Source organism: Maricaulis maris (genome assembly GCF_036322705.1).
Taxonomy (GTDB): domain Bacteria; phylum Pseudomonadota; class Alphaproteobacteria; order Caulobacterales; family Maricaulaceae; genus Maricaulis; species Maricaulis maris_B.
In genome coordinates, this window is record NZ_AP027270.1 from 1,047,940 (window position 1) to 1,074,372 (window position 26,433).

Annotated in this window: 23 protein-coding genes, 3 pseudogenes and 1 other annotated feature; of the genes and pseudogenes, 18 read left to right on the forward strand and 8 right to left on the reverse strand. The window is 60.3% G+C overall.

All coding sequences use genetic code 11. The annotated features are described in order from the left end of the window. Window position 1: 1 nt before the first annotated feature. From AAA969_RS04780 to AAA969_RS04805, 6 genes are all read left to right on the forward strand, one after another. Window positions 2–1,104 (forward strand): IS3 family transposase gene (locus AAA969_RS04780; protein ID WP_338244175.1). Its coding sequence is split into 2 segments (ribosomal slippage): window positions 2–263 and window positions 263–1,104, totalling 1,104 coding nucleotides; the frame shifts between segments, so codons are not numbered across the junction. A gap of 841 nt (window positions 1,105–1,945) precedes the next feature. After that, complete coding sequence (locus tag AAA969_RS04785; RefSeq protein ID WP_338244177.1) at window positions 1,946–2,311, forward strand: hypothetical protein; 366 nt, start codon at window positions 1,946–1,948, stop codon at window positions 2,309–2,311. 73 nt (window positions 2,312–2,384) lie between these two features. Then, entirely contained in the window at window positions 2,385–4,355 is a 1,971-nt protein-coding gene (locus tag AAA969_RS04790) for a hypothetical protein (RefSeq protein WP_338244179.1), read from the forward strand. A 196-nt stretch (window positions 4,356–4,551) separates the two neighbouring features. Continuing rightward, on the forward strand, window positions 4,552–5,778 hold the full coding sequence (locus tag AAA969_RS04795) for an HlyD family efflux transporter periplasmic adaptor subunit (protein ID WP_338244181.1): 1,227 nt from the start codon (window positions 4,552–4,554) through the stop codon (window positions 5,776–5,778). Between the two features lie 13 nt (window positions 5,779–5,791). Beyond that, the gene (locus tag AAA969_RS04800; RefSeq protein WP_338244183.1) at window positions 5,792–7,954 is read left to right on the forward strand and encodes a peptidase domain-containing ABC transporter; all 2,163 of its coding nucleotides are present in this window, start codon (window positions 5,792–5,794) and stop codon (window positions 7,952–7,954) included. Between the two features lie 14 nt (window positions 7,955–7,968). Next, complete coding sequence (locus AAA969_RS04805) at window positions 7,969–9,075, forward strand: glycosyltransferase family 9 protein (protein WP_338244185.1); 1,107 nt, start codon at window positions 7,969–7,971, stop codon at window positions 9,073–9,075. A 94-nt stretch (window positions 9,076–9,169) separates the two neighbouring features. Here the strand turns inward: AAA969_RS04805 and AAA969_RS04810 are convergent. Then, window positions 9,170–9,493 (reverse strand): annotated as a pseudogene (locus tag AAA969_RS04810) (DDE-type integrase/transposase/recombinase); the annotation flags it as partial. Window positions 9,494–9,542: 49 nt separating this feature from the next. Then, window positions 9,543–9,701, reverse strand: a pseudogene (locus AAA969_RS04815) (transposase domain-containing protein); the annotation flags it as partial. A 29-nt stretch (window positions 9,702–9,730) separates the two neighbouring features. On the opposite strand from AAA969_RS04815, the gene AAA969_RS04820 reads away from it, so the two are divergent. From AAA969_RS04820 to AAA969_RS04870, 11 genes are all read left to right on the forward strand, one after another. After that, on the forward strand, window positions 9,731–10,045 hold the full coding sequence (locus AAA969_RS04820; protein ID WP_338244189.1) for a hypothetical protein: 315 nt from the start codon (window positions 9,731–9,733) through the stop codon (window positions 10,043–10,045). Between the two features lie 400 nt (window positions 10,046–10,445). After that, the gene (locus tag AAA969_RS04825; protein ID WP_338244191.1) at window positions 10,446–10,835 is read left to right on the forward strand and encodes a hypothetical protein; all 390 of its coding nucleotides are present in this window, start codon (window positions 10,446–10,448) and stop codon (window positions 10,833–10,835) included. Between the two features lie 64 nt (window positions 10,836–10,899). Next, window positions 10,900–12,165 carry a TolC family protein gene (locus AAA969_RS04830; protein WP_338244193.1) on the forward strand — a complete coding sequence of 422 codons (1,266 nt, stop codon included), beginning with the start codon at window positions 10,900–10,902 and terminating at the stop codon, window positions 12,163–12,165. Further along, window positions 12,165–13,418 carry an efflux RND transporter periplasmic adaptor subunit gene (locus tag AAA969_RS04835; protein WP_338244195.1) on the forward strand — a complete coding sequence of 418 codons (1,254 nt, stop codon included), beginning with the start codon at window positions 12,165–12,167 and terminating at the stop codon, window positions 13,416–13,418. The genes AAA969_RS04830 and AAA969_RS04835 overlap by 1 nt, the downstream gene beginning before the upstream one ends. Window positions 13,419–13,427: 9 nt before the next feature. Beyond that, window positions 13,428–16,595: an efflux RND transporter permease subunit gene (locus AAA969_RS04840; RefSeq protein ID WP_338244197.1), complete on the forward strand. Its 3,168-nt coding sequence runs from the start codon at window positions 13,428–13,430 to the stop codon at window positions 16,593–16,595. Window positions 16,596–16,666: 71 nt separating this feature from the next. Then, window positions 16,667–17,383, forward strand: coding sequence for a HupE/UreJ family protein (locus AAA969_RS04845; RefSeq protein WP_338244199.1), 717 nt, complete (start codon window positions 16,667–16,669; stop codon window positions 17,381–17,383). A 23-nt stretch (window positions 17,384–17,406) separates the two neighbouring features. Next, window positions 17,407–18,093, forward strand: a complete 687-nt coding sequence (locus tag AAA969_RS04850; RefSeq protein WP_338244201.1) for a transmembrane anchor protein — start codon at window positions 17,407–17,409, stop codon at window positions 18,091–18,093. A 55-nt stretch (window positions 18,094–18,148) separates the two neighbouring features. Further along, window positions 18,149–19,198, forward strand: coding sequence for an acyltransferase (locus AAA969_RS04855; RefSeq protein ID WP_338244203.1), 1,050 nt, complete (start codon window positions 18,149–18,151; stop codon window positions 19,196–19,198). Window positions 19,199–19,244: 46 nt separating this feature from the next. Beyond that, window positions 19,245–19,601, forward strand: a complete 357-nt coding sequence (locus tag AAA969_RS04860) for a DUF3147 family protein (protein WP_338244205.1) — start codon at window positions 19,245–19,247, stop codon at window positions 19,599–19,601. A gap of 208 nt (window positions 19,602–19,809) precedes the next feature. Further along, window positions 19,810–20,361, forward strand: coding sequence for a recombinase family protein (locus tag AAA969_RS04865; RefSeq protein WP_338244208.1), 552 nt, complete (start codon window positions 19,810–19,812; stop codon window positions 20,359–20,361). Window positions 20,362–20,640: 279 nt separating this feature from the next. Then, a protein-coding gene (locus AAA969_RS04870) for an IS3 family transposase (RefSeq protein WP_338244211.1) occupies window positions 20,641–21,869 on the forward strand; the annotation gives its coding sequence in 2 pieces (ribosomal slippage) (window positions 20,641–20,929 and window positions 20,929–21,869; 1,230 coding nt in all). After that, window positions 20,922–21,038: a sequence feature (AL1L pseudoknot), on the forward strand. Its footprint overlaps the gene before it by 117 nt. Window positions 21,870–21,926: 57 nt before the next feature. On the opposite strand, the gene AAA969_RS04875 is transcribed toward AAA969_RS04870, so the two are convergent. After that, window positions 21,927–22,106, reverse strand: coding sequence for a hypothetical protein (locus tag AAA969_RS04875; RefSeq protein WP_338244213.1), 180 nt, complete (start codon window positions 22,104–22,106; stop codon window positions 21,927–21,929). Window positions 22,107–22,159: 53 nt separating this feature from the next. Then, window positions 22,160–23,619, reverse strand: a pseudogene (gene tnpC / locus AAA969_RS04880) (IS66 family transposase). Between tnpC and AAA969_RS04885 the strand changes: the two are divergent. Further along, on the forward strand, window positions 23,542–23,715 hold the full coding sequence (locus tag AAA969_RS04885) for a hypothetical protein (protein WP_338247265.1): 174 nt from the start codon (window positions 23,542–23,544) through the stop codon (window positions 23,713–23,715). The pseudogene tnpC and the gene AAA969_RS04885 sit on opposite strands and share 78 nt — an antisense overlap. A gap of 62 nt (window positions 23,716–23,777) precedes the next feature. Here AAA969_RS04885 and tnpB read toward each other — a convergent pair whose 3' ends face one another. The 4 genes from tnpB to AAA969_RS04905 all read right to left on the reverse strand — a co-directional run bounded on the left by tnpB (window position 23,778) and on the right by AAA969_RS04905 (window position 26,324). After that, window positions 23,778–24,125 (reverse strand): IS66 family insertion sequence element accessory protein TnpB, encoded by a 348-nt coding sequence (gene tnpB, locus AAA969_RS04890; protein ID WP_338244216.1) that lies wholly within the window; start codon window positions 24,123–24,125, stop codon window positions 23,778–23,780. After that, window positions 24,122–24,529 carry an IS66-like element accessory protein TnpA gene (gene tnpA / locus AAA969_RS04895; protein ID WP_338244217.1) on the reverse strand — a complete coding sequence of 136 codons (408 nt, stop codon included), beginning with the start codon at window positions 24,527–24,529 and terminating at the stop codon, window positions 24,122–24,124. Before tnpA ends, tnpB begins: the two co-directional genes overlap by 4 nt. Before the next feature lie 40 nt (window positions 24,530–24,569). Further along, the gene (locus AAA969_RS04900) at window positions 24,570–24,905 is read right to left on the reverse strand and encodes a hypothetical protein (protein ID WP_338244220.1); all 336 of its coding nucleotides are present in this window, start codon (window positions 24,903–24,905) and stop codon (window positions 24,570–24,572) included. A 75-nt stretch (window positions 24,906–24,980) separates the two neighbouring features. After that, the gene (locus tag AAA969_RS04905) at window positions 24,981–26,324 is read right to left on the reverse strand and encodes a hypothetical protein (RefSeq protein WP_338244222.1); all 1,344 of its coding nucleotides are present in this window, start codon (window positions 26,322–26,324) and stop codon (window positions 24,981–24,983) included. Window positions 26,325–26,433 lie beyond the last annotated feature (109 nt).

Here is a 26,433-nt window from a genome sequence, read left to right on the forward strand (position 1 = left end):
GATGCGAGCATCGAAGTTCACGGACGCGCAGAAGGCGTTCATTATCAAGCAGGGTGAAGCTGGAATTCCGGTTGCCGAGATTTGCCGCAAGGCGGGGATCAGCCAGGCAACTTTCTTTAACTGGAAGAAGCGGTATGGCGGTCTGATGCCGTCCGAGATGCGGCGTCTCAAAGAGCTGGAAGATGAGAATTCCCGCCTGAAACGGATTGTCGCTGATCTATCTCTCGACAAGGAGATGCTACAGGACGTTCTCAAACGAAAGCTGTAAGGCCTGATCGCAAGCGGGAGCTTGTCAAAGAGGCGGTTCGAGAATGGGGCGTGTCGATCCGGAGGGCTTGCGGTAATCTGCTGCTCGACACGTCCACCTTCCACTACCGTTCTCGGCGACCCGATCAGGCCGCGTTGAAAGAGCGCATCAAGGACATCTGCGAGACACGCGTGCGGTATGGATATCGGCGCGTCCACGTCATGTTGAGGCGGGAGGGCTGGTTCGTGAACCAGAAGAAAGTTCGACGTATATACAATGAGATGGGCCTTCAACTTCGTAACAAGCATCCGAAGCGGAAGGTCAGAGCCAAGCTGATCCGCGACCGCAAGGAGGCGGTGTCGCCTTTGGAAGTCTGGGCGATGGACTTCGTGCATGATCAGCTCGCAACCGGGCGTAAGTTCCGGATCCTGACCGTCGTCGATACATGGTCAAGATACGTGCCCGCCATCGACGCCCGCTACAGCTATCGCGGTGAGGACGTCGTTCAGACCATGGAGCGGGTCTGCGCCCAGACGGGTTATCCAAAGATGATCCGAGTGGACCAGGGATCGGAATTTATCTCCCGTGATCTCGACCTGTGGGCCTACGCAAACAATGTCACGCTGGACTTCTCCAGACCGGGCAAGCCAACGGATAATGCGTTCATCGAGGCGTTCAACGGCCGTCTACGTGCCGAGTGCCTGTCGGCAAACTGGTTCATGAGCTTGCCCGATGCCCGTGAAAAGCTGGAGTGTTGGCGTAGAGACTACAATACGGTAAGACCGCATAGTGCTATCGGGAACAAACCCCCGGTCGCGCTGATCAATCACGCTGGCGTCACCAGTCCGCCAGCGTGAAAAGCCCGGAAAACTCTAACCGGGCATGATCCAGACTTGGGTCTCAGAGCACGGACGGTTACGACTCTACTAACGAACGGCCCGGATCAGGGGGCTGGGTCAGAAGCTCAGCACACTCCGCTGGTCATCACGCGGTTCGGGCGGCGTTCAAGTGTCCTCCTGTCCTACGAGCTTTATGCCGCACTCACCGCTGGACGGATCGTCGGGAGGTTGGACGAGGCCGACAGCAGAATGGTCGAAGCTGTCCTTGAGGCAGAAATGGATGCCCGGCACAGCCATCTCGACCGCCTGATGTCGGAGCGGTGAGGCGAGGCGCTTCTGCGCCCCAGATTGGGTCCTGGATGCTTGACCAAAAAGCCAACTGTTCCTGGTGAAGCTACTGGCCGGTTCGTGCCGTAGTCTGGGGTGCCTTCGGGGTGATCGCGCAGGATAGATGCGCGACAGTCCTCAGGTCAACAGTACCGCCCTGTCGCCTTGGGTAGAATGGGCCGACTGTATGGTTATCCATTGTCGCCAACGTGAGCGTACCATCGAACACCTGTTCTCAACGTAGACCGAAACGCGAAGCCCTATCGAGGCCCCACACCTCGCCGGCCGGACCGGCAAACCCACAAGCACCGATCCAGATCTCCTGAGCGACTTATCGGCTCGCCAAGCCCCGACCCAGAAATCCAAACGACTAAGCTAGGCGAACAGACGCTCCTCGCCAACCACCGGAATTGGGCGCTGGGTCACTCCACTTCAAGGCGTTATAAGTGTTGCGCCGACTTAACGTTTATGGCAAAAAGTCCCTTTGCAACCCCTGAGGGAACTATTGATGCGAGCCTTATCTCAGAGTGAAATGAAAGCTGTATCTGGCGGGATCGAGACCATCACCGTGGTGGGTCACAGGCCTGACAACAACCCGGCCACTGTGGACGTATTCTTTGCACATGGATATGCAGAAGACGGTGCGTCAGATTGGGTCCAAGAATACCAAGAGCTGGGCGAAATGTCCACAACATTACATGGCTGGGTCGATGTCAACGATGTAATGCTCGAATTGGACCTCCAAGACGACCCCAACTATGAAGCCCACACAATCGTGCAATGGAATGGGTTTCCCTCAAATGTTACAATATATATTGCCACAGACGGCTCCGGGTTTTACGCTCCAACCAATTCCGCGGGATTGTACGAGTACTATGGCCTGCCAGCCATGTCATGAATATGTACAGCCGAAGCCCATTCGCTTAAGGCGAATGGGCTTCGGCTCAATTAAGGGCTCAGGAGAAAGCTCAATGCTGTTATCGCCACTTCTCTTTCTGGTTTCGCAATTATTTTTTCAGCCCGCAGGTGCGCAATCTATTATATTAGAGCAAGATGCCACAACATCTGAAATTACGCGCACTGCCCCCCCAAGCTCCTTCAATAGCTGCCAGTACAATCGGGCTTCCTTGTCGCCTGATGGCGCATTTGTGTTTTTCGACCATCCGTTGATGCGAAATCGATACTCGCCATGGCTGGGCGAGCCTCACAGCGTTGCTATCCTGGAGGGGGACCGCGCCCAAAACCCTGCGCTGCTGAGTGTAGAGTGCGCGCGTGAGCAGGGAGCCTCCAGAAACGGACTTGAAAGCTGCGCTGCCCCGGTCGAGGCGGGCCCCTCATCGCCTTACAGTCGACCTGCGTGGGGGCTTGATGGGCAAAGCGTCGCTTGGGTCAGCGCTCTAGGGCGGCATGCGATCGACGGAGATCGCTCATTGGTGATCGCGCGCTTCAATGCAGAGTTGGGCTCAACTATCGCGCAATGGATCGAGCACCCCTTAAACACTGACGCATATACAATTCTTCCTAGTCATTTTCAATCCTATGATGAGCTCGCGGAGCACCCTATTATAGCAATAGACGGACACAATGAGTTCTTGTTTTTGGACGAGAATTTGGAAGTGTCACCGTCCCTCTCGTTCCAACATAACTCGCTCCTAATCAATACGTCATCTGGAGATACTTCGACGCCTATCTCTATGATGAGATACAGTAATTTTGCTAGAATCTCTGGCGACGGTGAAAGCATAAGCGTGTTTACAGATAAGCTTGATTCACCAACATTCCATTTGTTGGATCGCTCTAGTGGAGCCGTTGAGAGAAAAGTTGAAATCACAAACCGCTCCGTTGTCCGGCCCGCAATCTCCTCGGATGGGCTTGATTTGTTAGCGACCTTTTCTGAGCGTGAGGTTTGGGCGCAAGTAAACAGCCCCGTTCAATTGGCTTCTATGTTCGATGACATAAATAGTTTTCTGAACGAACGCCCATTTTATGATCTATACGACGTATCTATAGATGCTTCTGGAACGAGAGCTGTTGCATCATTCCAGTCCCATTTGGGCGGCCGGAACTTCATCTTGTTTCAGGCGGATGGGGAATTGTTAAATTTGGGACAAAACTGTGCTGGTGAGCAGAGTCGTGGACCTGGTTTTTTTGAAACGACCGACCTAAGCACCTCAACGCCCTATGGGGATATTCAATTGCGACGATATCGCTATCACTCTTTCGAGAATAGTGACGCTTCGCAACCAGCTGTCGATCAAGAGCCTCGGAAGGCGGTGATCTGGTTTCACCCGAGTCCAATTGAAAATTCATCGTTCTCTCTTCCACGAATATATCCGTACGGTATTGCTGCGAATGTTGACGTTTTTTCCGTAGACTACTTTGGAGCGTCGGGGCGCGGACAACGCTTTGAAAATGCTCCATCTGAAGGGGACGTTTGGGCGTGGGCGGCCGAGATGTGTGAATCTGTAGTGGAAATGGTCCGGCAGCATTCTGGGCAGCAGTACGAGACGATCGGAGTTTACGGACAACGGACCGGAGGAATTCTTGCACTAACATCACTTTACGAAAGCGCCTGTTCAGCCGATTTCGCGATCGTGGACGATCTCAATATGTCCAATAGTCGAAGTGCGTATCGGCCAGCATCGTACGAAGTGCCGCAGGAATTCGAAGAGTCATTCTGGAACATGTACTTCGCAGAATTTGCTCGAGAGGCCGAACAACGGAGCGTTCGAACGAATATTCCAGCCTTGCTCGTTGTGGACACCGAATCTGAGTGGGTGGATGTCGTGCCATCTCTACCAGTGCTTGAGCGGATAGCAGCCGAATCAGATCTAGTGCGTTTTCGGTTCCATGGGCCACGAGCGCAGTTTTGGGACGAGTATAATTCTCTCTTGGAAATGCAAACTCAAGAGCGAGTTCTTGAGTTTCTTCGAAGACAGTAATTATGACAGCTTTATTGGAAGATTCGGTGTATCCGAACTTTTATGATTTATTTTTACTGATACGCCTTAAAGAGCTCGATTTTGAACGAGAACTGGGGTGCGGGGGGCGAAGTTCGGTTGCTTACGCGCAACAACTTGCATTATGTCTATGAATCATAAGCACTCCCAAGCTCGCGCTTGTGTTGAGCCAGAGAACTTGTTTCGCCAAAAAGCGTTGGCTCAGTTTAATCAGCGTGCTTCCGGCGAACCGATCGCCCAACTGCCTGTGGCTTGGACATGGTTAGCGTCTTTGATTGTGCTAGCGCTCGTCGCCGCCTCACTTTTCCTTGTCCTGAATGAATATGCTCGCAAGGAGAGGGCCGTAGGCTGGCTCCGCTATGCCTCAGGGGAGCTCGCCCTGTTCGCACCCATGAGCGGAGTAGTGGAAGAGCTTTATGTGGGAGAAGGCGACCCTGTTCACGGAGGTGACGCGCTATACGTCATCCGCGCGGCGGATACTTCGATGGACGGCGCTGAACTCACCGAGGAGTATGCTCTCTCCATCACTCAGGAGATCGAACTCATTGGCGCACGGGAGCAGAGCATGCGGTCCGCACTCGCCGCCCGGATGGAGGAATCGGAAGCCCAGATCGCGACATTGACCGCACAGCTCGCCGCCGTCGATGACCAAATCGGCGTCGCGCGCGTCCGGCGCGTCGTCCTCGATGGACAATACCGGGCCGGCATCGAACTGGCGGAGCGAGGTATCCTGGCCGAACGGATGCTGGAGGATAGGCACGTGCTTGCCCTTAACCAGCAGGAGACGGAGAGCGCGCTCCTGGCCCGGCGGGCTGAGCTCGCGGGAGCGCTGGATGTACAACGCAACCGGGCGCGGCAGATCCCGTTGGACGCGGAAGAGCAGATACTCACCCTCAGTCAGGCCCGGACACAATTGGAACGGATGCTGCTGGAAGCTCGACTCCGTGAGGGCGTACTTGTCTCTGCCCCCGCCGGCGGACGTATCGCGGCGAAGCAGGTGTCCGCCGGCGGCTCGGTCCGCGTCGGCGAACGCGCGCTGACGATCGTTTCTTCCGATAGTGTGCTCCAGGCCGAGCTTTATCTCCCCTCCCGTGCCATGGCCCGGATCAGACCGGGACAGGAGGTACGAATTTACTATTCAGCGTTTCCCCATCGCCGCTACGGAGTAGCCACCGGCCGGATCGAAAGCGTGTCGACCACCGTTTTCCGACCCGAGGAAATTCCGACCCCGCTGCAATTGGAGGAGGCCGCCTACCGCGCCGTCGTCACGCTCGACGCGCAGGCTATCGAGGCTTTCGGCGAACGATTCGAACTCCGTTCGGGCATGACGCTCAATGCGGAGGTGATCCTAGAACGACAGTCGCTCTTCGAGTGGTTGCTGGAACCTTTATCAAGTTCCGCTTAAGGGCCTGGCCACGATGAACGAACGCCTCAATCTCTTCGGCATGCGCAACCTGCCGCTTATCCGGCAGTCGGAAGCGGCGGAATGCGGTCTGGCCTGCATCGCAATGATCGCTTGGTACCACGGCCTCAAGACCGATCTGGGTGAGTTGCGGCGAAAATACTCGATATCCCTGCGCGGTGCCGAGCTAGTTGGCCTGCTCGACATCGCCAAGCGGATCGACCTGGGCGGCCGCGGAATTCGCTGCGAGCCCGAAGAATTGAGCCAGATGCGATTGCCGTGCATGTTGCATTTAAATTTCAACCATTTTGTCGTCCTTAAATCGGTACACCGAGGGAAATTCGTCATCCACGATCCAGCGCTAGGCGAGCGAGCGCTGACGACGGCGGAAATGGACCGCGCTTTCACCGGCGTTGCGGTGGAATTCACTCCCACCGAGGCTTTCCAACCCAAGGCCCAGCCGAAACAGCTCTCATTCTTCGATCTAGTGCGACTGGACAGGTCTTTTCTTTCCCCTTTCAGCCTTGGCCTCCTGTTGGCGCTGGTGGCTGAGTGCATGCTACTCGCATCACCCTTCTTCCTTCAGATCCTAATCGACGAAGTCTTGGTCAAGGGCGATTATGCGCTGGTCTGGACACTCGCAATTGGCTTCAGCGGGCTCTTGGTCTTCCAGGCGGTCAGCCAGCTCCTTCGCCAGCTCACGCTCCAATTTCTAGGGCAGATTGTATCTTTCGATATCGCTGCGCGCCTATTCAGTCGCATGATGCGGCTGACCGCGAACTTTTTTACAACGCGTCAACTAGGAGATGTCCAGCACCGGGTCATGTCGCTGGAAGCAATCCGCGGTTTTCTGACATCGGGCGCTGTGGCGATGATCACCGACATGTTCTTCGTGATCGTCATAGGCGTGGTCATGACGATCTACAGCCGCGCACTCTTCCTCGTGGTCCTTGGCGTATTGGTGCTCTATGTGCTCTGGCGAGTCTCGATCTTCCGGAACATGAAAAGGGCGGCGGGAGATCTGCTCGTTGCCGAGGCGGCGGAGCAAACGCATCTGCTGGAGTCACTGCGCTCGATCCAGACCATCAAGACCAGCGGGCTAGAATCGAATCGCGAAGCGAACTGGCGCAACAAAATGGTTCGCCGCGCCAATGCCCACATCCGTACTGGAAACCTCTCAATCATTGAGCAGAACGTCACGACACTGATCCTCGATGGCGGTCGGCTCGCGATTCTGGTCTTCGCGGCGCTACGCGTAATGGACGGAGCATTTTCCATTGGAATGCTCACCGCATTTGCGGCCTATCTGGGCATGCTGTCAGGCCGGATGCGAACGCTGGTCGACTCGTTGATCCAGTTCAAGCTGCTGCAGGTCCCCTTGCAGCGCATCGCCGACATCGCTTTCGCCCAGACCGAAGGCCAGGGCGAGGATGGTGGACGGGCCGTGGCGATGCGAGGCGACGTCTCCTTGCGACGCGTCATCTTCCGCTATGGCAGTAGCGAAACCACAGTCCTCAACGGAGCATCGTTCGACGTCAGAGCCGGAGAATTCGTCGCAATCATCGGACCGTCCGGAGCGGGCAAATCCACACTCTTGAGAATCCTGTCGGGCCTTGAGACGGCCGCTGCGGGACAAGTACTCTTTGATGGCCGACCGATGACTTCTTGGGGAAACCAAACCTTGCGCAGTCAGGTCGGAGTAGTGCTCCAGGAGGACACCTTGCTCCAGGGTTCGCTGGCCGAGAACATCGCCGGCTTCGATACCGAGATCGATATGGAGCGTGTGCGCGAAGTCGCCGGGATCGCTTCCATCGCGGCCGATATTGAGGCAATGCCGATGGGGTACGAAACACTGGTCGGAGACATGGGATCGACCCTCTCCGGCGGGCAGAAGCAACGCGTCGTCCTCGCCCGGGCGATCTACAAGCGACCACGAGTGCTCTTGCTCGACGAGGCCACTAGCCATCTAGATATGAAGAACGAAACCGCCATCCTAGATGCGGTGGAAAGTCTCAATATGACACGGATCGTCGTTGCTCACCGCAAGGAAACCATCGAAAAAGCGAACCGGGTCTACCGGATGACCGGTGGACTGCTCATGGAGGAGAAGAAGCTGGCCGAAATACGCTGCGAACTACGCGCGAGGCGAGATGCGGCCGGTCCGGATCCAGCAGCATGAGGGCGGTGATCACGATGCGTAATTTGCTGCTCGCCGGAACAACGCGCGGATCTGTTACTCCCGACACGCATGAGGCGCGCCGCCGTCAGGCCGACGCATTCACACAATCAGGCGACCATGATCGCGCAATGGCGCTTTGGGAGGATGTCCATTCGCAGACCTGCTCTCCCGAGGACGGCCTGAACGCCGCCGTTGCGGCCTTTCGCTGCGACAAATGGGAAACAGCCTGGCCGCTTTATGAAAACCGCTACCTACGCAATCCGGAAGGAAACTTGCCAGCGATCACCTGCGCTGACACCGGAGCCAAGATCCCGCACTGGACAGGAGGACCGCCGCCAAGAAGGCTTCTGATCATCGCCGAACAGGGCCTCGGTGACACATTTCATTTCCTGCGTTATGTCCGCCGTCTTATTGAGGAGGAGGTAACGGTCACGCTCGCTGAGTGGCCCCACCTGCATCCTTTGCTCAAGTCCGTCCATCCTCAGCTCAGGCTCACGCCACGCAACAAAGCAGTTACCGCGGAAGCCGGCGATGCTTTCGTGCGTCTCATGAGCCTACCTCTTAGAATGGGAATTGCAGCGCCGTATTTCGACAGTCCGTATCTTGCCGCCCGTTCCAGCTTGGCGAGGCGGCTTTCGAAGGTCATCGACCCGGCGCGTTGCAATATCGGTCTTGTCTGGCAAGGCAATCCCGATCACAAACAAGATCTTAGACGCTCGATCCGTCTTGACGACTTCGCCTTGCTTGCGGAACGCGAGGACTGTTGTCTGATTAGTCTTCAACACGGGCACGGTCAGGGGCAGATCCAGGATGTCCCCTTTGCCGACCGCCTCGTCTTGCCCGCCGGGCTAGATTCCGGAAAGGCCAGCTTCCTCGGGACAGCAGCACTCATTTCCCAGCTCGACGCGATTGTAACGGTCGACACGGCGACAGCCCATCTGGCCGGGGCTATGGGCAGAAAGGTCCTCCTCTTGCTGCATGCCCCCGACCCAGACTGGCGTTGGGGGGCGAGCCGGAACAACACACCCTGGTACCCCAACACTCAGCTGTTCCGACAGTCGCAACAAGGCGACTGGAGCGAGCCGATCACTCGCGTGGCGGCCGCCATTGCGTCTTTGTAGCAATGCGAAAAGCGGCAAGAGGGTCGGGACATTCAGCGATGGGTGCTGTCAGACAAAAACGGATCGGTCTCGAAGGACCGGGTTTGACCCTGTATCAGGCCACGAGCTGACGCCATTCGGCCACGGCTTGGGTACTGTTTTCCTTGAATTCTTCGCGGCGGTAGAAATGGCGTTCGAGATTGAAGTGATTGTGAACTGGGGACTGGACGGCGGCGAACTTTTGAAGACTTCGCATCGACCTGAACCGGTTCATGATCTTCTCTCGTCGCCGCAATGGCTGGTGTGAGTTTTCGGCCCGGTTGTTGAGCCACCTCCCGGTTTCCTGCCGGCTGGCAATTCCGAGTTCACGAAGCGCCGCTCTGTAGGACGGAAGCTTATCGGTCACGACCCGGTCCGGCGCCCCATATCGCTTCATCGTAACCGTCCGGCCAACCCGCCCTACCAGGGGCGACGCACCTGTCTTACGCTCAGTTTCGCTGAGCGTAAGACCAGGGCATGAGGTCTTCAAGGCGAGTGATCTTGGTGTCGGCGATGTTGGCGAGGACATCGGTGAGCCAGGATTGCGGATCGACATCGTTGAGCTTGGCGGTCTCGATGAGGGTGTAGGCGATCGCCGCGGACTTGCCGCGATAGCGGGGAAGCCTTTCTTCTCGAAATGATGGGTGAGCGCGCCTGGGAGGTCTCGTGCCAGCTGACCCAGGGCGATGGCGACAGTGTCGCCACCCGTGAGCGCGGCCGCGGCCTGCTCGACAATGGCCGGTTCTCGGTCGGTGATGTGGTCAGCGGGCTGTGCACCTATTCGGTGCCCGATCGCGGTGAGCTCCGCCTCACGCTCAATGTCGAGCACACCCAGCTGGACTGCCCCTTCACGGTGACCGAAGCCGGCTTCTGCCGCGCCTATCTGCAACCGGGCGACAGCGGCAGCTTCAACATCCAGCGCCGCACGACGCCGGTCTCGACCGGTTCGTAAGCGCTGAACCAGCCTGAAGCCTGTACGAAGCACACAGGTTGAAAGACGCTCGGCTGCCCCCCGCAGCCGGGCGTTTCTGTGTCGCCGACCGGCAACCCAAACGAAAACGGACCGCCCGGGCGGCCCGTTGTGTCGTGATGTCTCTTGAAGGAGATGGTGCCCAGGAGAAGAGCGCGGCGGAATTTTCACATTCTTCAATGCGCTGCAATTTCATAGCGTTATGTTTGCCGCATTCGATTGGTACATGGCGCGTTGTTAATCTCCATGTACCAAATCGTGGTGCGCCGCTGGGGTCAAGGCCGTGTGTGTCCTTCGTCCGCTTCAGCCGATCCCGGCCATCATTCTTGACCTCTTCCGCTCATGGCGGCACTAATGGGTTGTAGTTTTCCTCTTGGGGCCTATGCGGCACGTTCTGACATTCCTGCTGATTGCCATGCTGGCTTGGCTCGGACCTGTGTCCGGGGCGGAGGCGCATACGCATGAGGAGAGGGCGGAGCATCTTCATACGGATGTGGAGGAGGATCATCATCACGAGAATGTCCACCATCATCGGGGCGCGGATCGCGAGATTGATCTGACCAAGATGCGCAAGGGGGCGGATGTCGATGCGGGCGAAACCTCGGATGTGACATTGCATGCCCATGTCCATATGGATGGTGCGCCGATGGCTGCGTCGATTAGGATGCAAGCTGCAGAAACGGTGAGGCCGGTGCGGTCCCTGAGCCATGTCGTGCCGGAGCCTGATCCTGGATTGGGCGGGCTGAGACGGCCTCCCAAATCGACCCTGTAACGACCTGAACCGGCAGTCGGCTTGACCGGCTGCGCGTTGCTTCTCGTATACAGGACACATTTCCATGCGAACCTCATCATGTTTGCTCGCGCTGGCCGCGATGCAAATCCTCGTGGCACCCGCCAGTGCGGTGGCCCAGAGGGCTCAGCCATCAATGCTGAGCCTGGACGAAGCGTTGGCGCGAGCCCTCGCCGAAGCTCCCGAACTCACAGCTGCCGATGCCCGTATCGATGCCAGTATCCAGCGCATTGACAGTGCGGCCCGGCGGCCCAATCCGACCCTGGATTTCACCTCCGATGGCGTGCTGGGAACAGGCGAGCGCAACCTCTTCAACGAGGCGGAAGCCGCTGTCGGTATCATGCAGCCCTGGGAGCGCGGGGGTGATCGCGAAGCCCGCTCCACCTTGGCCGAACGGGAACGCGACCTTCGGGTCGTGCGAGCCGAGATCGCCCGGCGGGATCTGATACAACAAGTCGAGCTGGCCTATCTCGAAACTCAGGCAGAGCGCATGCGCCATGCCATCACCGAAGATCGCATCGCCTCACTGGAAGCGCTGGCCGCCATCGTCGACCGTCGCGTGCAGGCCGCACGGGACCCACGCATGGCCCGTGACCGGATCGAGGCCCGTCTGGCCGAAGCCCGGATCGACGCCGGACTGGCCCAGCGCCGTGTTGCGACCAGTGCCACCATCCTGGCCTCCTATTGGGGCGGCCTGCCGGACTTCACGGTGGACGCCCAGAGCTTCGTGTCACCGGGGGATCTGGGTTCCAGCCCGGCGAACCCGGACACGCCCGAAATCGCCCTCCTGCGAGCCCAGAGAGCCCGAAGTGATGCGGAGATCGGTCTGGAAACGGCCCGCGCCGTGCCGGACGCCAATGTCGGCCTTGAGCTGCGTCACTTCCAGTCCTCCAATGATGTGGCGCTTGGGGTGCGGTTCTCCATCCCGCTGCAAGTGTGGAATGCCAATCGGGCCAATATTGCATCGGCCCGATCCGAAGCAGCCGCGATTGATGCCGACTTGGTAGCCCGCGAGCGTATGGTCCAGCGCCAGGTCCAAGCCCTGATCCTGCGCCGTCAGGCGGCGGCCGGAGAACTGGCGGCCCTGGAGGAGGCGGTGATCCCACCACTGCAGGCAGCCCTGGAACAGGCCCAGACCGGCTTTGCCCGTGGCAGTTTCTCCTTCCTGGAAATCTATGATGTCCAGCAGGCCCTGATCGATGCGCGGCTGCGCTCGGTCGATGCCCTGTTTGCCATCCACCAGTCCGACATCCAGCTGCGACGCCTGACCGGCGGCAGCCCGAACATGCCACAGAGCATGGGAGACGAGTAATGACCATCCGAAACATTTTCACGACCGCCCTGTGCGGCTCCACGGCGCTCGCGCTGATCGCCTGCTCTCCCAGCGCCCCGGAAGCCTCCGGCGGAGGCGGCCATGGTGAATCCGTAGCAGAAGAGTATGAGCGTGGCCCGCATCGCGGTCGCATGCTGCGCCAGGGCGACTTCGCTTTGGAACTCACCATTTTCGAGGACGGGGTCGATCCCGAATTCCGCCTCTTCCCCTATCTCAACGGCCAGCCGGTTGATCCCACCCGCGTCAGTGCGACCATCGAACTGACGCGCTTGGGTGGGCAGATCGACCGCTTTGAGTTCACCCCCCAGGAAGACTTCCTGCGCGGTGATGGTGTGGTGACCGAACCCCACTCCTTCGATGTGGCGGTCACAGCTTCCATGCCGGGTGTGAACGGGCGCTGGCAATATGAGTCGTATGAGGGCCGCACCACGATCGCTTCGGAACAAGCCGAAGCGGGCGGCATTGCCGTAGCCGTCACCGGTCCGGCGACACTGGACGAGATGGTCGAGGTCTATGGCGAGATCGAACTGATGCCGGAAGGTCGCGCCGAGCTGCGCGGCTGGCTGCCGGGGCGTGTCGTCGCCCTCAATGCCAGCATCGGGGACCGCGTCGAGGTCGGTCAGACCCTGGCCCGCATCACGGCCACGGAAAGCCTGCAGACCTATTCCGTCACCTCACCGATCAGCGGTGTCGTGGTGGAACGCGGGGCGACGCTGAATGGTCCGACCGGCAGCGAACCGCTCTTCGTGGTCGCTGACCCCAGCCAGCTGCATGCAGAACTCTTCATCTATCCCGGCGACCTCGGCGCTGTCGCGACCGGTCAGCCGGTTCATGTAAGCAGCTTCGACGGCGGACGCAGCGTGGAGAGCGAGATCGAATTCCTCTCTCCGATGATCGATCCGGCGAGCCAGCGGGCCATCGCCCATGTGGAAATCCCCAATGAGGATGGCCAATGGCGCCCCGGCGAACGCATCCGCGCCCGCATCGAGGTGGGTGAGTTCGATGTGCCGCTCGCCGTCCGCACGGACGCCCTGCAGCGCTTCCGCGACTTCACGGTCGTCTATGCCCAGTTCGGTGACACCTATGAGGTCCGCATGCTGGACCTCGGCCGCCAGACGCCGCAATGGACGGAAATCCTGGGCGGCATCGACCCAGGTGTGACCTATGTCAGCGAGGCCGCCTTCCTGATCACGGCGGATGTCATGAAGTCCGGCGCGAGCCACGATCACTAGGAGCGGATCATGCTGAAATCCATTATATACCAGTCGATCCGCTATCGCTGGCTGGTCCTGTTCCTTGTGCTCGCCCTTGGGGCCCTCGGGGTGTGGAACTTCCAGCGACTGCCCATTGACGCCACACCGGACATCACCAATGTCCAGGTACAGATCAATTCGGAGGCGGAGGGCTTCTCGCCGCTGGAAGCAGAACAGAGGATTACCTTCCCCATCGAGACCGCCATCTCCGGCATTCCGGGGCTGGACTATACCCGCTCGGTTTCCCGCTATGGCCTGTCCCAGGTCACGGTCGTATTCCAGGACGGAACCGACATCTACTTCGCACGGCAATTGGTGAATGAGCGGCTGCAGGCCGTCCGTGATCAGCTGCCCGAGGGGGTGATCCCCGAAATGGGCCCCATCGCCACGGGCCTGGGTGAGATCTTCATGTACACGCTGGAGATCGAACCGGGCGCGACACGCGATGACGGGTTGGACTGGACTGCCGAAGACCTGCGCACCCTGCAGGACTGGGTCATCCGTCCGCAGCTCCTGCGCACGCCTGGCGTGGTTGAGGTGAACACGATTGGCGGCTATGTCCGCCAGTATCATGTCACCCCGCACCCGGATCAGCTGGCCGCCTACGGTCTAACGCTGGACGATGTGGTCGAGGCCCTGTCCCGCAACAACACCAATACCGGCGCGGGGTATGTCGAGCACAATGGCGAACAGCTGCTGATCCGCTCGACCGGTCAGGCGGGTTCCATCGCTGATCTGGAAGCTGCCGTCATCACCAATCGCAATGGCCAGCCCATCCTGATCCGGGATGTGGCCGATGTGATCCTGGGAGAGGAGCTTCGCACCGGGGCCGCCACCGAGAATGGCCGTGAAGTCGTTCTGGGTACGGTCTTCATGCTGATGGGCGAGAACAGCCGCCAGGTGGCACATGATGTGGCCATCCGTTTAGAAGAGGCCGCCGAAGCCCTGCCTGCGGGTATAAGGGCCGACGCGATCTACAACCGAACCGAACTGGTCGACCGCACCATCGAGACCGTGGAGAAGAACCTCGTTGAAGGCGCATTGCTAGTCATCGTCGTGCTCTTCCTTCTGCTCGGCAATGTCCGCGCGGCGATCCTGACGGCGCTGGTCATCCCGCTCTCCATGCTGATGACCATCACCGGCATGGTGGAGAACCGGGTCTCCGGCAATCTGATGAGTCTGGGGGCGCTGGACTTCGGTCTTATCGTCGACGGGGCGGTGATCATCATCGAAAACTGCCTGAGGCGGCTCGGTTTGCGGCAACATGAATATGGCCGCCTTCTGACCCGCGAGGAGCGTTTCAAGGAGACAGCCGAGGCTGCCGCCGAAGTGATCCGTCCCTCGCTCTTCGGTGTGCTGATCATCACCCTGGTCTATGTCCCGATCTTCGCCCTAACCGGCGTAGAAGGGAAAATGTTCCACCCGATGGCCTTTACTGTGGTCTTCGCCCTCACCTCGGCGATGATCCTCTCCCTGACCTTCGTCCCGGCTGCGGTCGCGATGATCGTCACAGGCAAAGTGCAGGAAAAGCCGAACATCTTGATGCGCGGCGCGGCGAAGCTCTATGCCCCGGTTCTGGGCATGGCGCTGAAACTGCGCTGGGTGGTCCTGGCCGGGGCGGTGGCCCTAGTGGTCGTGGCCGGGATGGCCGCCTCCCGCATGGGCTCGGAGTTCATTCCGCAGCTTGAGGAAGGCGATATCGCCCTGCACGCGCTGCGCATTCCCGGCACCAGTCTCAGTCAGGCGCTGGAGATGCAGACCCATCTGGAGGAACAGCTGCGGAGCTTCCCGCAGATCGAGCGGATCGTGTCCAAGATCGGCACCGCCGATGTGGCCACCGACCCGATGCCACCCAGCGTGGCGGACACTTTCATCCTCCTGCATCCGCGTGAGGACTGGCCCGATCCGCGCCTGCCCCGTGAAGAGCTGGTCGCCCAGCTAAACGAGGCCGTCCAGCAGGTGCCGGGCAATCGCTATGAATTCACCCAGCCCATCGAGATGCGGTTCAATGAACTCCTCTCCGGTGTGCGGGCGGATGTCGCGGTGAAGGTGTTCGGCGATGATCTCGACGAACTGCTGGCCATCGGTCAGCGGATCGAAGGTCTGATGGGACAGGTCGAAGGAGCCCGGGACATTTCCCTGGAACAGGCCACCGGTCTTCCCATGATGCAGATCGAGCCCCGCCGTGAGGCGCTGGCCCGATACGGCCTGTCCGTGGATGACGTGCAGTCCGTGATCCGAACCTCCCTGGCCGGGACGCGGGCCGGACAAATCTTCGAAGGCGACCGGCGGTTCGATGTCATCGTGCGTTTGCCGGAGGATTTGCGGAGCAATGTTGCGCTTCTGGAGCGGCTCAACGTGCCGCTTTCGGCAAGGGAAGATGGCCACGTTGAGACCATCCCGCTGCGCGAACTGGCCGATATCTCGCTAGTCATCGGTCCCAACCAGATCAGTCGCGAAAACGGTAAGCGGCGCATCGTCGTCACCGCCAATGTTCGTGGCCGCGATCTGGGGTCCTTCGTGACAGAGGTTCAGGACCTGGTCCGCAATGAGGCCGAAGTGCCTGCAGGCTATTGGGTGGAGTATGGCGGCACATTCGAGCAGCTGATCTCCGCCGCCAACCGGCTCAGCCTCGTCGTGCCGGTGGCTCTGGCCATGATCTTCCTCCTTCTGCTGGCCCTGTTCCGCTCGGTGGCGGATGCCGCCGTGGTCTTCTCCGGTGTGCCGCTGGCGCTGACCGGCGGGGTCGCGGCGCTGCTCCTGCGGGACTTGCCCCTGTCGATCTCGGCCGGGGTGGGCTTCATTGCCCTGTCCGGGGTCGCGGTGCTCAACGGTGTCGTAATGGTTAGCTTCATCCGCAGCCTGATGGATGAAGGCAAACCGCTTGAGGAGGCGATCCGGGAAGGGGCGCTAACCCGCCTGCGCCCGGTCCTGATGACGGCGCTGGTGGCCAGTCTCGGCTTTGTGCCGATGGCGCTCAATGTCGGTGCCGGTGCAGAGGTCCAGCGGCCTCTGGCAACGGTCGTCATTGGTGGCATTGCCTCGTCGACCTTGCTGACCCTGCTGGTTCTTCCGGCCCTCTTGCGCATTGTCCGGAGCTTCCTGGGCGGCAAGGCGGCCCGGGCGGACGACGCAACCCGCGAGGAACTCGCCTGATCCCCTCATGATCCGGTCCGGGCGTCCTGTCCGGGCCGGGTCATCGGCCCGACTTCACTTCGGAGTATCACATGTTTTCATTCCCGCCCAATTCGGGCTCAAACCGGTCGCTATGGGCGGTCTTCGCAGCGCTCTCTGCGTGTCTCCTGGTGGGCGGCGATGCGCTGGCCCACGGGGTCACGGAAGGCGACAAGGGCTATATCCAGGAGATCACGGGCATCAATCTGATCCCCTTCCTCTATCTGGGCGCTAAGCACATGGTGACGGGGTATGACCACCTCCTCTTCCTGTTCGGCGTGGTCTTCTTCCTCTACCGGCTCAAGCATGTCGGCATCTATGTCAGCCTGTTCGCCATCGGCCATTCCACCACCATGCTGGCTGGTGTCTTCTTCAATATCGGGCTTAACGCCTATCTGATCGACGCCATTATCGGCCTGTCCGTTGTCTACAAAGCGATGGACAATCTGGGAGCCTTCCAGCGCTGGTTCGGCGTGCAGCCTTCCACCAAGGCCGCCACGCTGGTCTTCGGCCTGTTCCACGGTTTCGGCCTGTCGACCAAGCTGATCGACTATGACATCGCGCCGGACGGGCTCCTGCCCAACCTCCTGGCCTTCAATGTCGGGGTTGAGGTCGGCCAGCTTCTGGCCCTGGCGGCGATCCTGATCGCGATGGGCTTCTGGCGGCGCACGGCGAGCTTTGCCCGTCATGCCTTCCTCGCCAACGCCATTCTCATGTGCGCCGGCTTCATCCTGATGGGCTATCAGCTCACCGGCTACTTCGTCGCGTAGACACAGATTTTCGGAGATTTCCCATGTTCAATTCCCAACTCCCGTCCCGCGACGATCTTCCGTCCAGCGAGAGCCTTTTGAAGTCCGCCCTGGTGGCGCTGGTAGCCGCCATCGTCATTCTGGTGACCATCGTCCTGCCCGCCGAATACGGCATCGACCCGACCCGGATCGGCCGTGTCCTTGGGCTCACCCAGATGGGCGAGATCAAGATGCAGCTCGCCGAGGAGGCGACTGCTGATCGCGAAACCACAACTGCGCAGGCCGGATCTGCGGCACCGCAGGAAGCCGCTGTCTCGTCTGCTGCCGTCATCCCACAGGACACACCTGCTGAAACAGCTGTGCCGGAGGAAGCCACACCGGTGACCGAGGCTCCGGTCGAGCCTGCGGCCCCGGAATGGCGCGACACGATCTCCATCACCCTCCAGCCGGGTGAGGCCACGGAGGTCAAGCTGACCATGCGGCAAGGAGGGACCGCCATCTATGAATGGACGACGGACCAGGCCGGACTGAATTCCGACCTGCACGGGGACAACCCGCAGGACGCCTTCATCTCCTACCGCCAGGGGCGAAACGAGTCTGGCGACAGCGGCGAGTTCGCGGCCGAGTTCGACGGGCATCATGGCTGGTTCTGGCGCAATCGGGCCGATGTCGCCGTGACGGTCACGCTGCGCACGCGCGGGGCCTACAGCGAATTCAACCGGTTATTCTAATGGATGGCGGCCCGGTAACCTAGTCGGGGCGTTAATCCGGTGCATGGAGAGCGGCATGATCCGTATCGGCGAGGCCTTTCAGGGCCGCGATAATCGTTTCACACCGATCCGGATCCTCTTGGCGAGCCTGGTCATCCTCGAACATCTTTTCGTCGTGGCGATGGGAACTGGCAGCCAGTCCCTTGTCAGTCTGCAGGGCTGGTCTCCCGGTTATCTGGCCGTGAATTGCTTCTTCATCCTATCCGGCTTTCTCATTGCCGGGAGCCTGGATCGGCGGCGGAACCTGTTTCGCTTCGTGCTGGCGCGAGCCTTGCGCCTCTGGCCTGCCCTCATCGTTCTTTCGCTTGCGGCCGTCCTGATCCTCGGCCCGGTCGCAACCGGCCTGTCTCCTGCGGCTTACTGGCAGTCCGCGCAGACATGGCTCTTCATCCCCAACATTGTCTTTTTCGCTGACACCTCTGGTGGCCCGGCGGGTGTCTTTATCGGCAATCCGGCACCGGGTGAATTCTCGGCCTCGCTGTGGACGTTGCGCTATGAAGTCCTGGCCTATGCGGCTGCAGCACTGCTGTTCTTCACGCGGGCGCTGTGGAGGCCGCTCGCGATCAGCCTGCTGTGGCTCGGGATGTCAGCCTTGGTTGTTTATTTGGCCCTCCGGCACCCGGAAGCACCGGCCGTCTTCATCGAGGGCAGTCGGCTGGCAGCTGCCTTCCTGTTGGGTGTGGTGGCGTACACTCTGCGTGACCGCATTCCGCTGACCCCGATCCCCCTTGCCGTAGCCTTGCCGCTGGCCTGGTTCCTGGGCGACCATCCCGCCGCACAGATCGTCTGGAACCTCGCCCTAGCAACGCTGGTCCTCTGGGTCGGGCTGTCCCGGCTCGACCGAGTGCCGACCGGTTCCAGCCTGCCAGACTGGCCCTACGGCCTCTACATCTGGCACTACCCCTTGTTCCAGCTGGTCTGGCATTGGGGCTGGGCAACATCGCTGCTTCACCTCGCCATGATAGGCATTCCGATCACGGCGGCTGCTGCGGCGCTGTCCTGGCATTTTGTGGAGAAACCTGCACTGGGGTTGTCGGGGCGGCTATTCAGATCAAGCCACGGCTGAAGGACCCGGCAGCCCGGTCTTCACCATCTCGCGAACGGAGCGCATAATGCTTTGGCTGGTCATCAAATCCCTCATCTCCGGTGTCCTGGTTGGCATCGTTTCGGAAGCGGCCAAGCGCAGCGCGGCCATGGGCGCGTTGGTCGCCTCCCTGCCCATCGTCTCCGTCCTGGGCATGGTCTGGCTCTGGCAGGAGACGAAGGACACCAACCGGCTCGCCGACCACGCCGAAGCCACCTTCTGGTTCGTCCTGCCGTCCCTGCCCATGTTCCTGCTGATCCCCGCGCTGCTTCGGCGCGGCATCGGCTTTTGGCCATCCCTGATACTGGGCTGTGTAGTAACCGTGGGGCTGTATCTCGCCATGACCTGGCTGGGTCCGCGACTAGGGTTGCGGCCGCCGTCTTGACGATCAACCAACCCGACCAGCCGGACCGCACTAAAACAGATGGGGGCGGATGCGTGCGAAATATTGCCCGCCCCGCAAAGCACCGCTTGACCTTGCCCTAGTGACGCCGCCTCAAGAGCGCCCCAGCGAGCGTCACACACATACTTATTGACCTTTGACGCTCGATGCGTCATTAGCTCAAGAGTTATGTGACGCTTGCGAGGGTGCGATGATAGTTGGGTATGCGAGAACTTCGACCGTTGATCAGGAAGCCGGTCTAGAGGCTCAGGAGCGCGATTTGCGTGCCGCTGGGGCAGAGAGACTCTTTACCGAGAAAGTCTCGTCAGTGGCCACGAGAGACGCCCTGAGGGACGCTCTAGATTTTATTCGGGAGGGCGACACGCTGGTGGTCACCAAGCTGGACCGGTTGGCCCGATCTATCCGCGATCTCATGACGGTGATCGACGCTGTGAAGTCCAAGGGAGCGACCCTACGCATCCTTGCGATGAACCTTGATACAGGCACGGCAACCAGCAACTTGATGATAGGCGTGCTGGGGTCCGTTGCCGAGTTCGAACGCGAGATCATGTTGGAACGGCAACGCGAGGGGATCGCGAAGGCAAAGGCCGAAGGAAAGTACAAGGGACGAGCCCCGACTGCCCGAAGAAAGGCCCCGGAGGTGCACCGGTTACTGTCTGACGGATTGACCGAGGCAGCCGTCGCTGAACAGCTCGGGATTAGCCGTTCGAGTGTCCAGAGGATCAAGCGCAAATCCGCGTAGAACTCCTAAGCCCCCTACATATGGACAACGGGCCTGGGGGGGCGAGGGATGTACTGTAGGTGTAGCCCTAAGGATCCTTGAGGGGCATCGTTAGGTGGGGGGATACCCACCCCATCCCCCTACCCACTGTATGTGTTAGATGTGTCCCTCAGGTGCCCAAGGCTTGCCCTTAGGAGGGGGGAACACCTCACCCCCCTCCCAACAATGCGTCCTAGGTAGAGCCGTATGAACCGCCCCGGGTTTCCTGGAGGCTCCAACCTGTGAGAAGGAGGAGCCATCATGGAACGACATACGACACGATATCCGGCGGAGGTTCGCGAGCGGGCTGTCCGGCTGGTTCTGGATCATCAGAGCGATCATGCTTCGCAATGGGAAGCGATTGGCTCGGTGGCGGCGAAGATCGGATGCACGGCGGAGACGCTGCGCCGTTGGGTCCGGCAGGCTGAACGCGACAGCGGGGCTCGGCCCGGGGTGACGAGCGAGGATCGCGACAAGATCCGCGCGCTCGAGCGGGAGAACCGCGAGCTGCGTCAGGCCAACGAGATATTGCGCAAGGCCAGCGCTTATTTTGCCCAGGCGGAGCTCGACCGCCGGTTCAGGCCATGATCGCCTTCATCGACGATCATCGCGAGGTGCACGGCGTCGAGCCGATCTGCAAGGTATTGCCGATCGCCCCGTCCACCTATCGCGAGCACGTCGCCCGGCGGCGCGATCCGGACAGACGCCCGGCACGGGCCAGGCGCGACGCGGCCTTGAAAGTGGAGGTCCGGCGCGTGTTCGAGGAGAACTTCGCGGTGTACGGCGTGCGCAAGGTCTGGCGTCAGCTGCGGCGCGAAGGCTTCGACGTGGCGCGCTGCACGGTGGAGCGGCTGATGCGTGAGATGGGGTTGGCTGGCGCCATCCGCGGCAAGCCGGTAAAGACCACCAGGAGTGACAAGAGCGCGCCGTGCCCGCTTGACCGGGTGAACCGCCAGTTCCAGCCATCCGCGCCGAACCGGCTATGGGTATCGGACTTCACCTATGTCGCCACCTGGACCGGCTTTGTCTACGTGGCGTTTGTCATCGACGCCTACGCCCGGCGTATCGTGGGCTGGCGCGTCAGCCGCTCGGCCCATGCCGCCTTCGTTCTGGACGCCCTTGAGCAGGCGTTGCATCAGCGCCGCCCGATGTCCGGCGGCGGGCTCGTCCATCATTCCGATCGCGGCAGCCAGTACGTTTCGATCAAGTACACCGAACGGCTCGCCGAGGCTGGCGTCGAGCCTTCCGTGGGCAGCGTGGGCGACAGCTACGACAACGCCTTGGCCGAGACGATCAACGGGCTCTACAAGGCCGAGGTTATCCACCGAAGGGGCCCGTGGCGTTCGCTGGAAGCGGTCGAATACGCCACCCTGGAATGGGTCCACTGGTTCAATAACCGCCGCATACTCGAGCCGATCGGCAACATCCCGCCGGCCGAGGCCGAAGAGCGCTACTACGAAAACCTGGATCAAACCGGCATAGCCGCGTAACACTCAAACCAAACAGCCTCCGGGAAATCCGGGGCGGTTCAGTACGGCTCACCATGGTCACTGAAGGTGATGTCCGTATCTTACCTCGACCTGAGCGATACCGCCCGTCACATCGCGGTAAGCATCGATCATCGCTTGCTTCACCTGGGCCGTCTTGGAGATGGGAGCCAAGACCGCATCATGAATTGGAAGCGCTGTGATCCCCTGATCGATCAAACGAAGCAGTGCCTGGGTCATAGGTAACCGTCCGGCCAACCCGCCCTACCAGGGGCGACGCACCTGTCTTACGCTCAGTTTCGCTGAGCGTAAGACCAGGGCATGAGGTCTTCAAGGCGAGTGATCTTGGTGTCGGCGATGTTGGCGAGGACATCGGTGAGCCAGGATTGCGGATCGACATCGTTGAGCTTGGCTGTCTCGATGAGGGTATAGGCGATCGCCGCGGACTTACCGCCGCTGGGCGAGCCGACGAAGAGGTAGTTCTTTCGCCCGACCGCCAGGGGTCGGATGGCGCGCTCCGCGGTATTATTATCGAGCTCGGTGACGCCGTGGTGGAGCCAGGGTTCCAGCTTTTTCATCCGCGTGAGACCATAGCGGATCGCTGCGGCAAGAGGCGTCTTGCCGGATATCCGGGTGAGCTGGGTCTGCAGCCAGGCGTCGAGGTCCTCGAACACGGGTCTTGATCGGGCCTGGCGTACCGCGGCGCGTTCGTCCGGCGGTTTGCCGCGGATCGCCTTTTCGATCGCATAAAGCCGGGCAATGCGTTCAACCGCCTCCTGGGCGATGGCCGAGCCGGACACCGTTTGCACATCCACGAACTTACGCCGGATATGGGCCATGCAGGCCACCTCGGTGATCTGGCCGGTGTCGTAGAGCCGGTTGAACCCGGCATAGCCATCGGCATGCATGAACCCGCGATAGCCGGCCAGATGATCGGCAGGATGTTCGCCCTTGCGATCTGTTGAGAAGCGATAATGGGCCGCGGGCGGGCACTGCCCGACCAGCCGTGCTCATCACGGACATACGCCCACATGCGGGCGGTGGCGGTGCGCCCCTTGCCCGGAGCGAGCATCTTCATGGGGGTATCATCGGCGAAGATGGCCTGGCCCTGGCGGACATGGCGCCCGATGGCTTCGGCCAGCGGTTCCAGCAGCCGCGCGGACTGTCCCACCCATCCGGCCAGGGTGGAGCGTTCCAGCTCGATGCCTTCGCGGGCATAGATCTGGCTCTGGCGGTAAAGCGGCAGGTGATCGCCATACTTGGAGATGAGGACATGCGCCAGGAGCCCCGGTCCGGGACGGCCCTTCTCGATGGGGCGTGAAGGCAGTGGGGCCTGGTGCATGCGCTCGCAGCACGTGCACGCCATGCGCGGGCGTTTGATGCGGTTCACAACAAAGCGCCCCGGTACGTATTCCAGTTCTTCGGTTATATCCTCGCCCAGCGGCTTGAGCCCGCCGCCGCAGGATAGACAGGCCTCGCCGGGCGAGAGGATCTCGTCATGACGCGGCAGGTGATCGGGCAAGGACTTGCGGCTGGGCTTGGCCGGTTCGTGCGCCTGCGCTGACCCGGTCTCGACTTCGGTCCCAACCGCTGGTGCCTCAGCGGCCTCGGCGATCTCCTCGTCCTCCAGCCGCATCTCAAGCTGATCGAGGCGTTCCGAGCGGGAACCGAACTGGTGGCGGCGCAGTCCGGCCAGTTGATGCTTGAGCTTCTCGATGAGAAGATCGCGATTATAGAGCTCGCGCTCGAGCATACCGACCGCGCCCTTGAGGGCGTCGATGTCATCGGGAAGCTGGCTTGGCGCGGTGATCATGGGCTCAACATCTATCTGAGCCGCAGCGTGATGTGAATCGAAAATCGGCAATTTAGTACAATAAATACAATGATATGCGTCTATACTTTATAGACACTTCAACCCGCCACCAAGGGCCTCCAGGTGTGCTGCGGCATGCGCCAGTCGATGCCCTCCAGCAACATCGCTAGCTGCGCCCGGCCGAGCGCCACCTTGCCGTCGGCCGCAGACGGCCAGACAAACCGCCCCCGCTCCAGCCGCTTGGAGAAGAGGCACGCCCCCTGGCCATCCCACCAGATGATCTTCACCAGATCACCGCGCCGGCCCCGGAAGATGAAGATCTGACCGGAATGAGGATCTTCGCTGAGCTTACTCTCGGCCAGTGCGGCCAGCCCGTTAAACCCCTTGCGCATATCCGTCACCCCGCCAGCCAGCCAGACCCGCGTCTCGGCAGGAACCGGGATCATGCTGCTGCTCCGATCGCCCGGATCACCCGCGTCAGCGCGGCTTCTTCGACATGGCTCTCAACGCGTAGCCGCGTACCGCACACCAGCGCGATCTCGATCGGGCTGGGCGATGCAGGTGGATCAGTGGCCGGCAAAGTCGCATCAGTGCGAGACCCCATGGCGATGGGCGCAAAGGCTTCGGTCCCGATCTCAACCGGCAGGAAGACCGGCTCGGCTTCAGGCAAGGCGCCCTCGGCCAGGCTCGGGTTAAAGCGCGGATCGCGGCGCCAGGTACTGATCAGGTTGGCGTTCATGTCGTGACGCCGCGCCACACCAGCGATCGACATGCCGACTTCGAAACTCTCCGCCACGATCGCCCGCTTCTCTTCCAGGCTCCAATACCGGCGCCCCGTAACTCCCGCCATGTCCCTCTCCGATAATGCCCACGATGAACGCTAGTGGGCACTACCACCCGACCGCGAGCCCATAGACTCGCGATACCGGAAATCTAGACAAGGGCGGGTTCACCGAACGCTTACGAACCTCCTGCAATTCACACCTGCGTTTCATCCTCTGCTCTTCATCGCTAGGGAGCTTGGCGATCTCAGCCAGGCCGACGATATCGGGGTCGATGCGGTCTCGACGGAGGAGCTTCAAGAGCTGCTCACGTCCTCCCATGGTGTACATCAGAGGCTTGTCCGGATGGGGCGAGCAGGTCTTCATCACGATCCACTGAAGCCCATCGGCTTTCAGGACATGGTTGGAGTTGATGTGGGCGAGATGTTGGTAGGCTTGGGTCATTTCTCTTGGTTTCAGGCATAGAGAAACGCCCCGAGAGGTGTTTCTCAGGGCGTCTCAAGGGGTGAACTGGTTGGGTTACTTGAAGGAGATGATCGGTACTTGGCCGAGGCGTCTCTGGAAGGCCTCTTTCAATCGTCTCTCTGCCTCTTCCGCCTTGCTTGTTGGAACGATCAGGCAGTCGTGGAGTGGCAAGGCTGAGAGTTCAGCTCCATGGCGAACCAGGCAATCGACTAGAATGTCGCTCTCCATCCTCATCACTTGGTGGCCGAAGCTTCTGTGGAGGTAGTGCGCCACCGGGGCGTGGAGATCCTCTAGGGCTTCCAATGCCTCCTGAGGAGAGCAACACACGAGGTCTCCGTGCTTTTTCTCTGCCCAGGCGGGATATCTCCGGTCGCGGTTGAGAGCGGCCTGGAAGAGCGGCTTGAACGCTTCTTTGGGTGGTTTCTCTGCGCCTGGCACAAGTGTGTCGAACTGAGGAGGAACGTAGGGGCTTTCAAGGTTCGGAAGAGGGAGACCTTCAAGAGCATATAGGATGGTGAGGGAGCAGGCCTTGATGTCCACCTCTTCGATGGGTTCTCCATCGATCAGCAGGTACTCTTGGCGCTCGTTGATCCCACTCTCCTTTCCACTCTTGAGATCATACCAGAAGGGATGGGCGTGAAGGCCCCATAGGCGTCCTCCGCAAGCAAAGGAGCCCTCTGAAAACACGCGACGCAATGGCCGTGCGCTAAGATCAACATGCGGCCCTCCGGGTACCATAAAGAGGTCGAGCTTTTCCAGATAGGCGTTGATGACCTTCACCTCCTCACGCATGCGAAGTGTGTCCTCGGTCTCTGGATAATCAACGAGGGTCCCCTTCGGACGCCCCCACCAGACGCTGTCCGTCTTCTTCGAGCGCTTCAGCGCGATCAGCTCAGGCTGGTCATTGGAGACCGCCAGATCATGCTTTGTGATCTCTGCTGCCTCTATCAAGGCAAGAAGCTTCGGGCCGGCAGACAAGCTGGATCGTTCGTTCACGGCCTCCCTACGGGGATGGAAGACAATCCAAGGCCCTGACTCGGGGAGTGAGAGCATCTCGATCAGTTTTTTCGTGATCTTGCCCAAGGCTGGAGGCCTGTATCGGGAGGCGCCTCCAAGGTCATGGTCGCCAAGGCCGATATGGACACGAGCCATCTTGCCCATGGTGAGAACACGGTGGGTGAGGTCCGAGATCAGCGCCTCGGTGCATAGCTCTAGCTTCTGGGTATTGGCTTGGCTTCTCGCTCTTCCGAGGGGGGCGAGTTGTTGCTCCTGGCAGAGGAAAACGTCGATGGCTTGGGAAACGATATTGTCCAGGGCTTGGGACGCAGATCTGCGCGCAGGGTTGAACGCTCGGTCCTCATGACGAGGAACGAGGTCTTGGTTGGTGTTGTCGGTCATTGAATAGAAGAACTTGCCCGCAACTCGATCAGTTGCAGGTCTTCATGAGGCTGTGGGTGGCCTCAAGCGATGTGTTTAGGCGGAGTGTGGATAGGGTTATTGAGGGAGG

Bases quoted from the DNA above. Each gene is read 5' to 3' on its own strand.
- tnpA (WP_338244217.1), bottom strand. From the start codon at position 24,529: ATGGCGGGAGTTACGGGGCGCCGGTATTGGAGCCTGGAAGAGAAGCGG.
- AAA969_RS04855 (WP_338244203.1), top strand. From the start codon at position 18,149: ATGATCCGTATCGGCGAGGCCTTTCAGGGCCGCGATAATCGTTTCACA.
- tnpB (WP_338244216.1), bottom strand. From the start codon at position 24,125: ATGATCCCGGTTCCTGCCGAGACGCGGGTCTGGCTGGCTGGCGGGGTG.
- AAA969_RS04835 (WP_338244195.1), top strand. From the start codon at position 12,165: ATGACCATCCGAAACATTTTCACGACCGCCCTGTGCGGCTCCACGGCG.
- AAA969_RS04785 (WP_338244177.1), top strand. From the start codon at position 1,946: ATGAAAGCTGTATCTGGCGGGATCGAGACCATCACCGTGGTGGGTCAC.
- AAA969_RS04860 (WP_338244205.1), top strand. From the start codon at position 19,245: ATGCTTTGGCTGGTCATCAAATCCCTCATCTCCGGTGTCCTGGTTGGC.
- AAA969_RS04825 (WP_338244191.1), top strand. From the start codon at position 10,446: ATGCGGCACGTTCTGACATTCCTGCTGATTGCCATGCTGGCTTGGCTC.
- AAA969_RS04820 (WP_338244189.1), top strand. From the start codon at position 9,731: ATGATGGGTGAGCGCGCCTGGGAGGTCTCGTGCCAGCTGACCCAGGGC.
- AAA969_RS04790 (WP_338244179.1), top strand. From the start codon at position 2,385: ATGCTGTTATCGCCACTTCTCTTTCTGGTTTCGCAATTATTTTTTCAG.
- AAA969_RS04905 (WP_338244222.1), bottom strand. From the start codon at position 26,324: ATGACCGACAACACCAACCAAGACCTCGTTCCTCGTCATGAGGACCGA.
- AAA969_RS04900 (WP_338244220.1), bottom strand. From the start codon at position 24,905: ATGACCCAAGCCTACCAACATCTCGCCCACATCAACTCCAACCATGTC.
- AAA969_RS04800 (WP_338244183.1), top strand. From the start codon at position 5,792: ATGAACGAACGCCTCAATCTCTTCGGCATGCGCAACCTGCCGCTTATC.
- AAA969_RS04850 (WP_338244201.1), top strand. From the start codon at position 17,407: ATGTTCAATTCCCAACTCCCGTCCCGCGACGATCTTCCGTCCAGCGAG.
- AAA969_RS04865 (WP_338244208.1), top strand. From the start codon at position 19,810: ATGATAGTTGGGTATGCGAGAACTTCGACCGTTGATCAGGAAGCCGGT.
- AAA969_RS04875 (WP_338244213.1), bottom strand. From the start codon at position 22,106: ATGACCCAGGCACTGCTTCGTTTGATCGATCAGGGGATCACAGCGCTT.
- AAA969_RS04840 (WP_338244197.1), top strand. From the start codon at position 13,428: ATGCTGAAATCCATTATATACCAGTCGATCCGCTATCGCTGGCTGGTC.
- AAA969_RS04845 (WP_338244199.1), top strand. From the start codon at position 16,667: ATGTTTTCATTCCCGCCCAATTCGGGCTCAAACCGGTCGCTATGGGCG.
- AAA969_RS04830 (WP_338244193.1), top strand. From the start codon at position 10,900: ATGCGAACCTCATCATGTTTGCTCGCGCTGGCCGCGATGCAAATCCTC.
- AAA969_RS04805 (WP_338244185.1), top strand. From the start codon at position 7,969: ATGCGTAATTTGCTGCTCGCCGGAACAACGCGCGGATCTGTTACTCCC.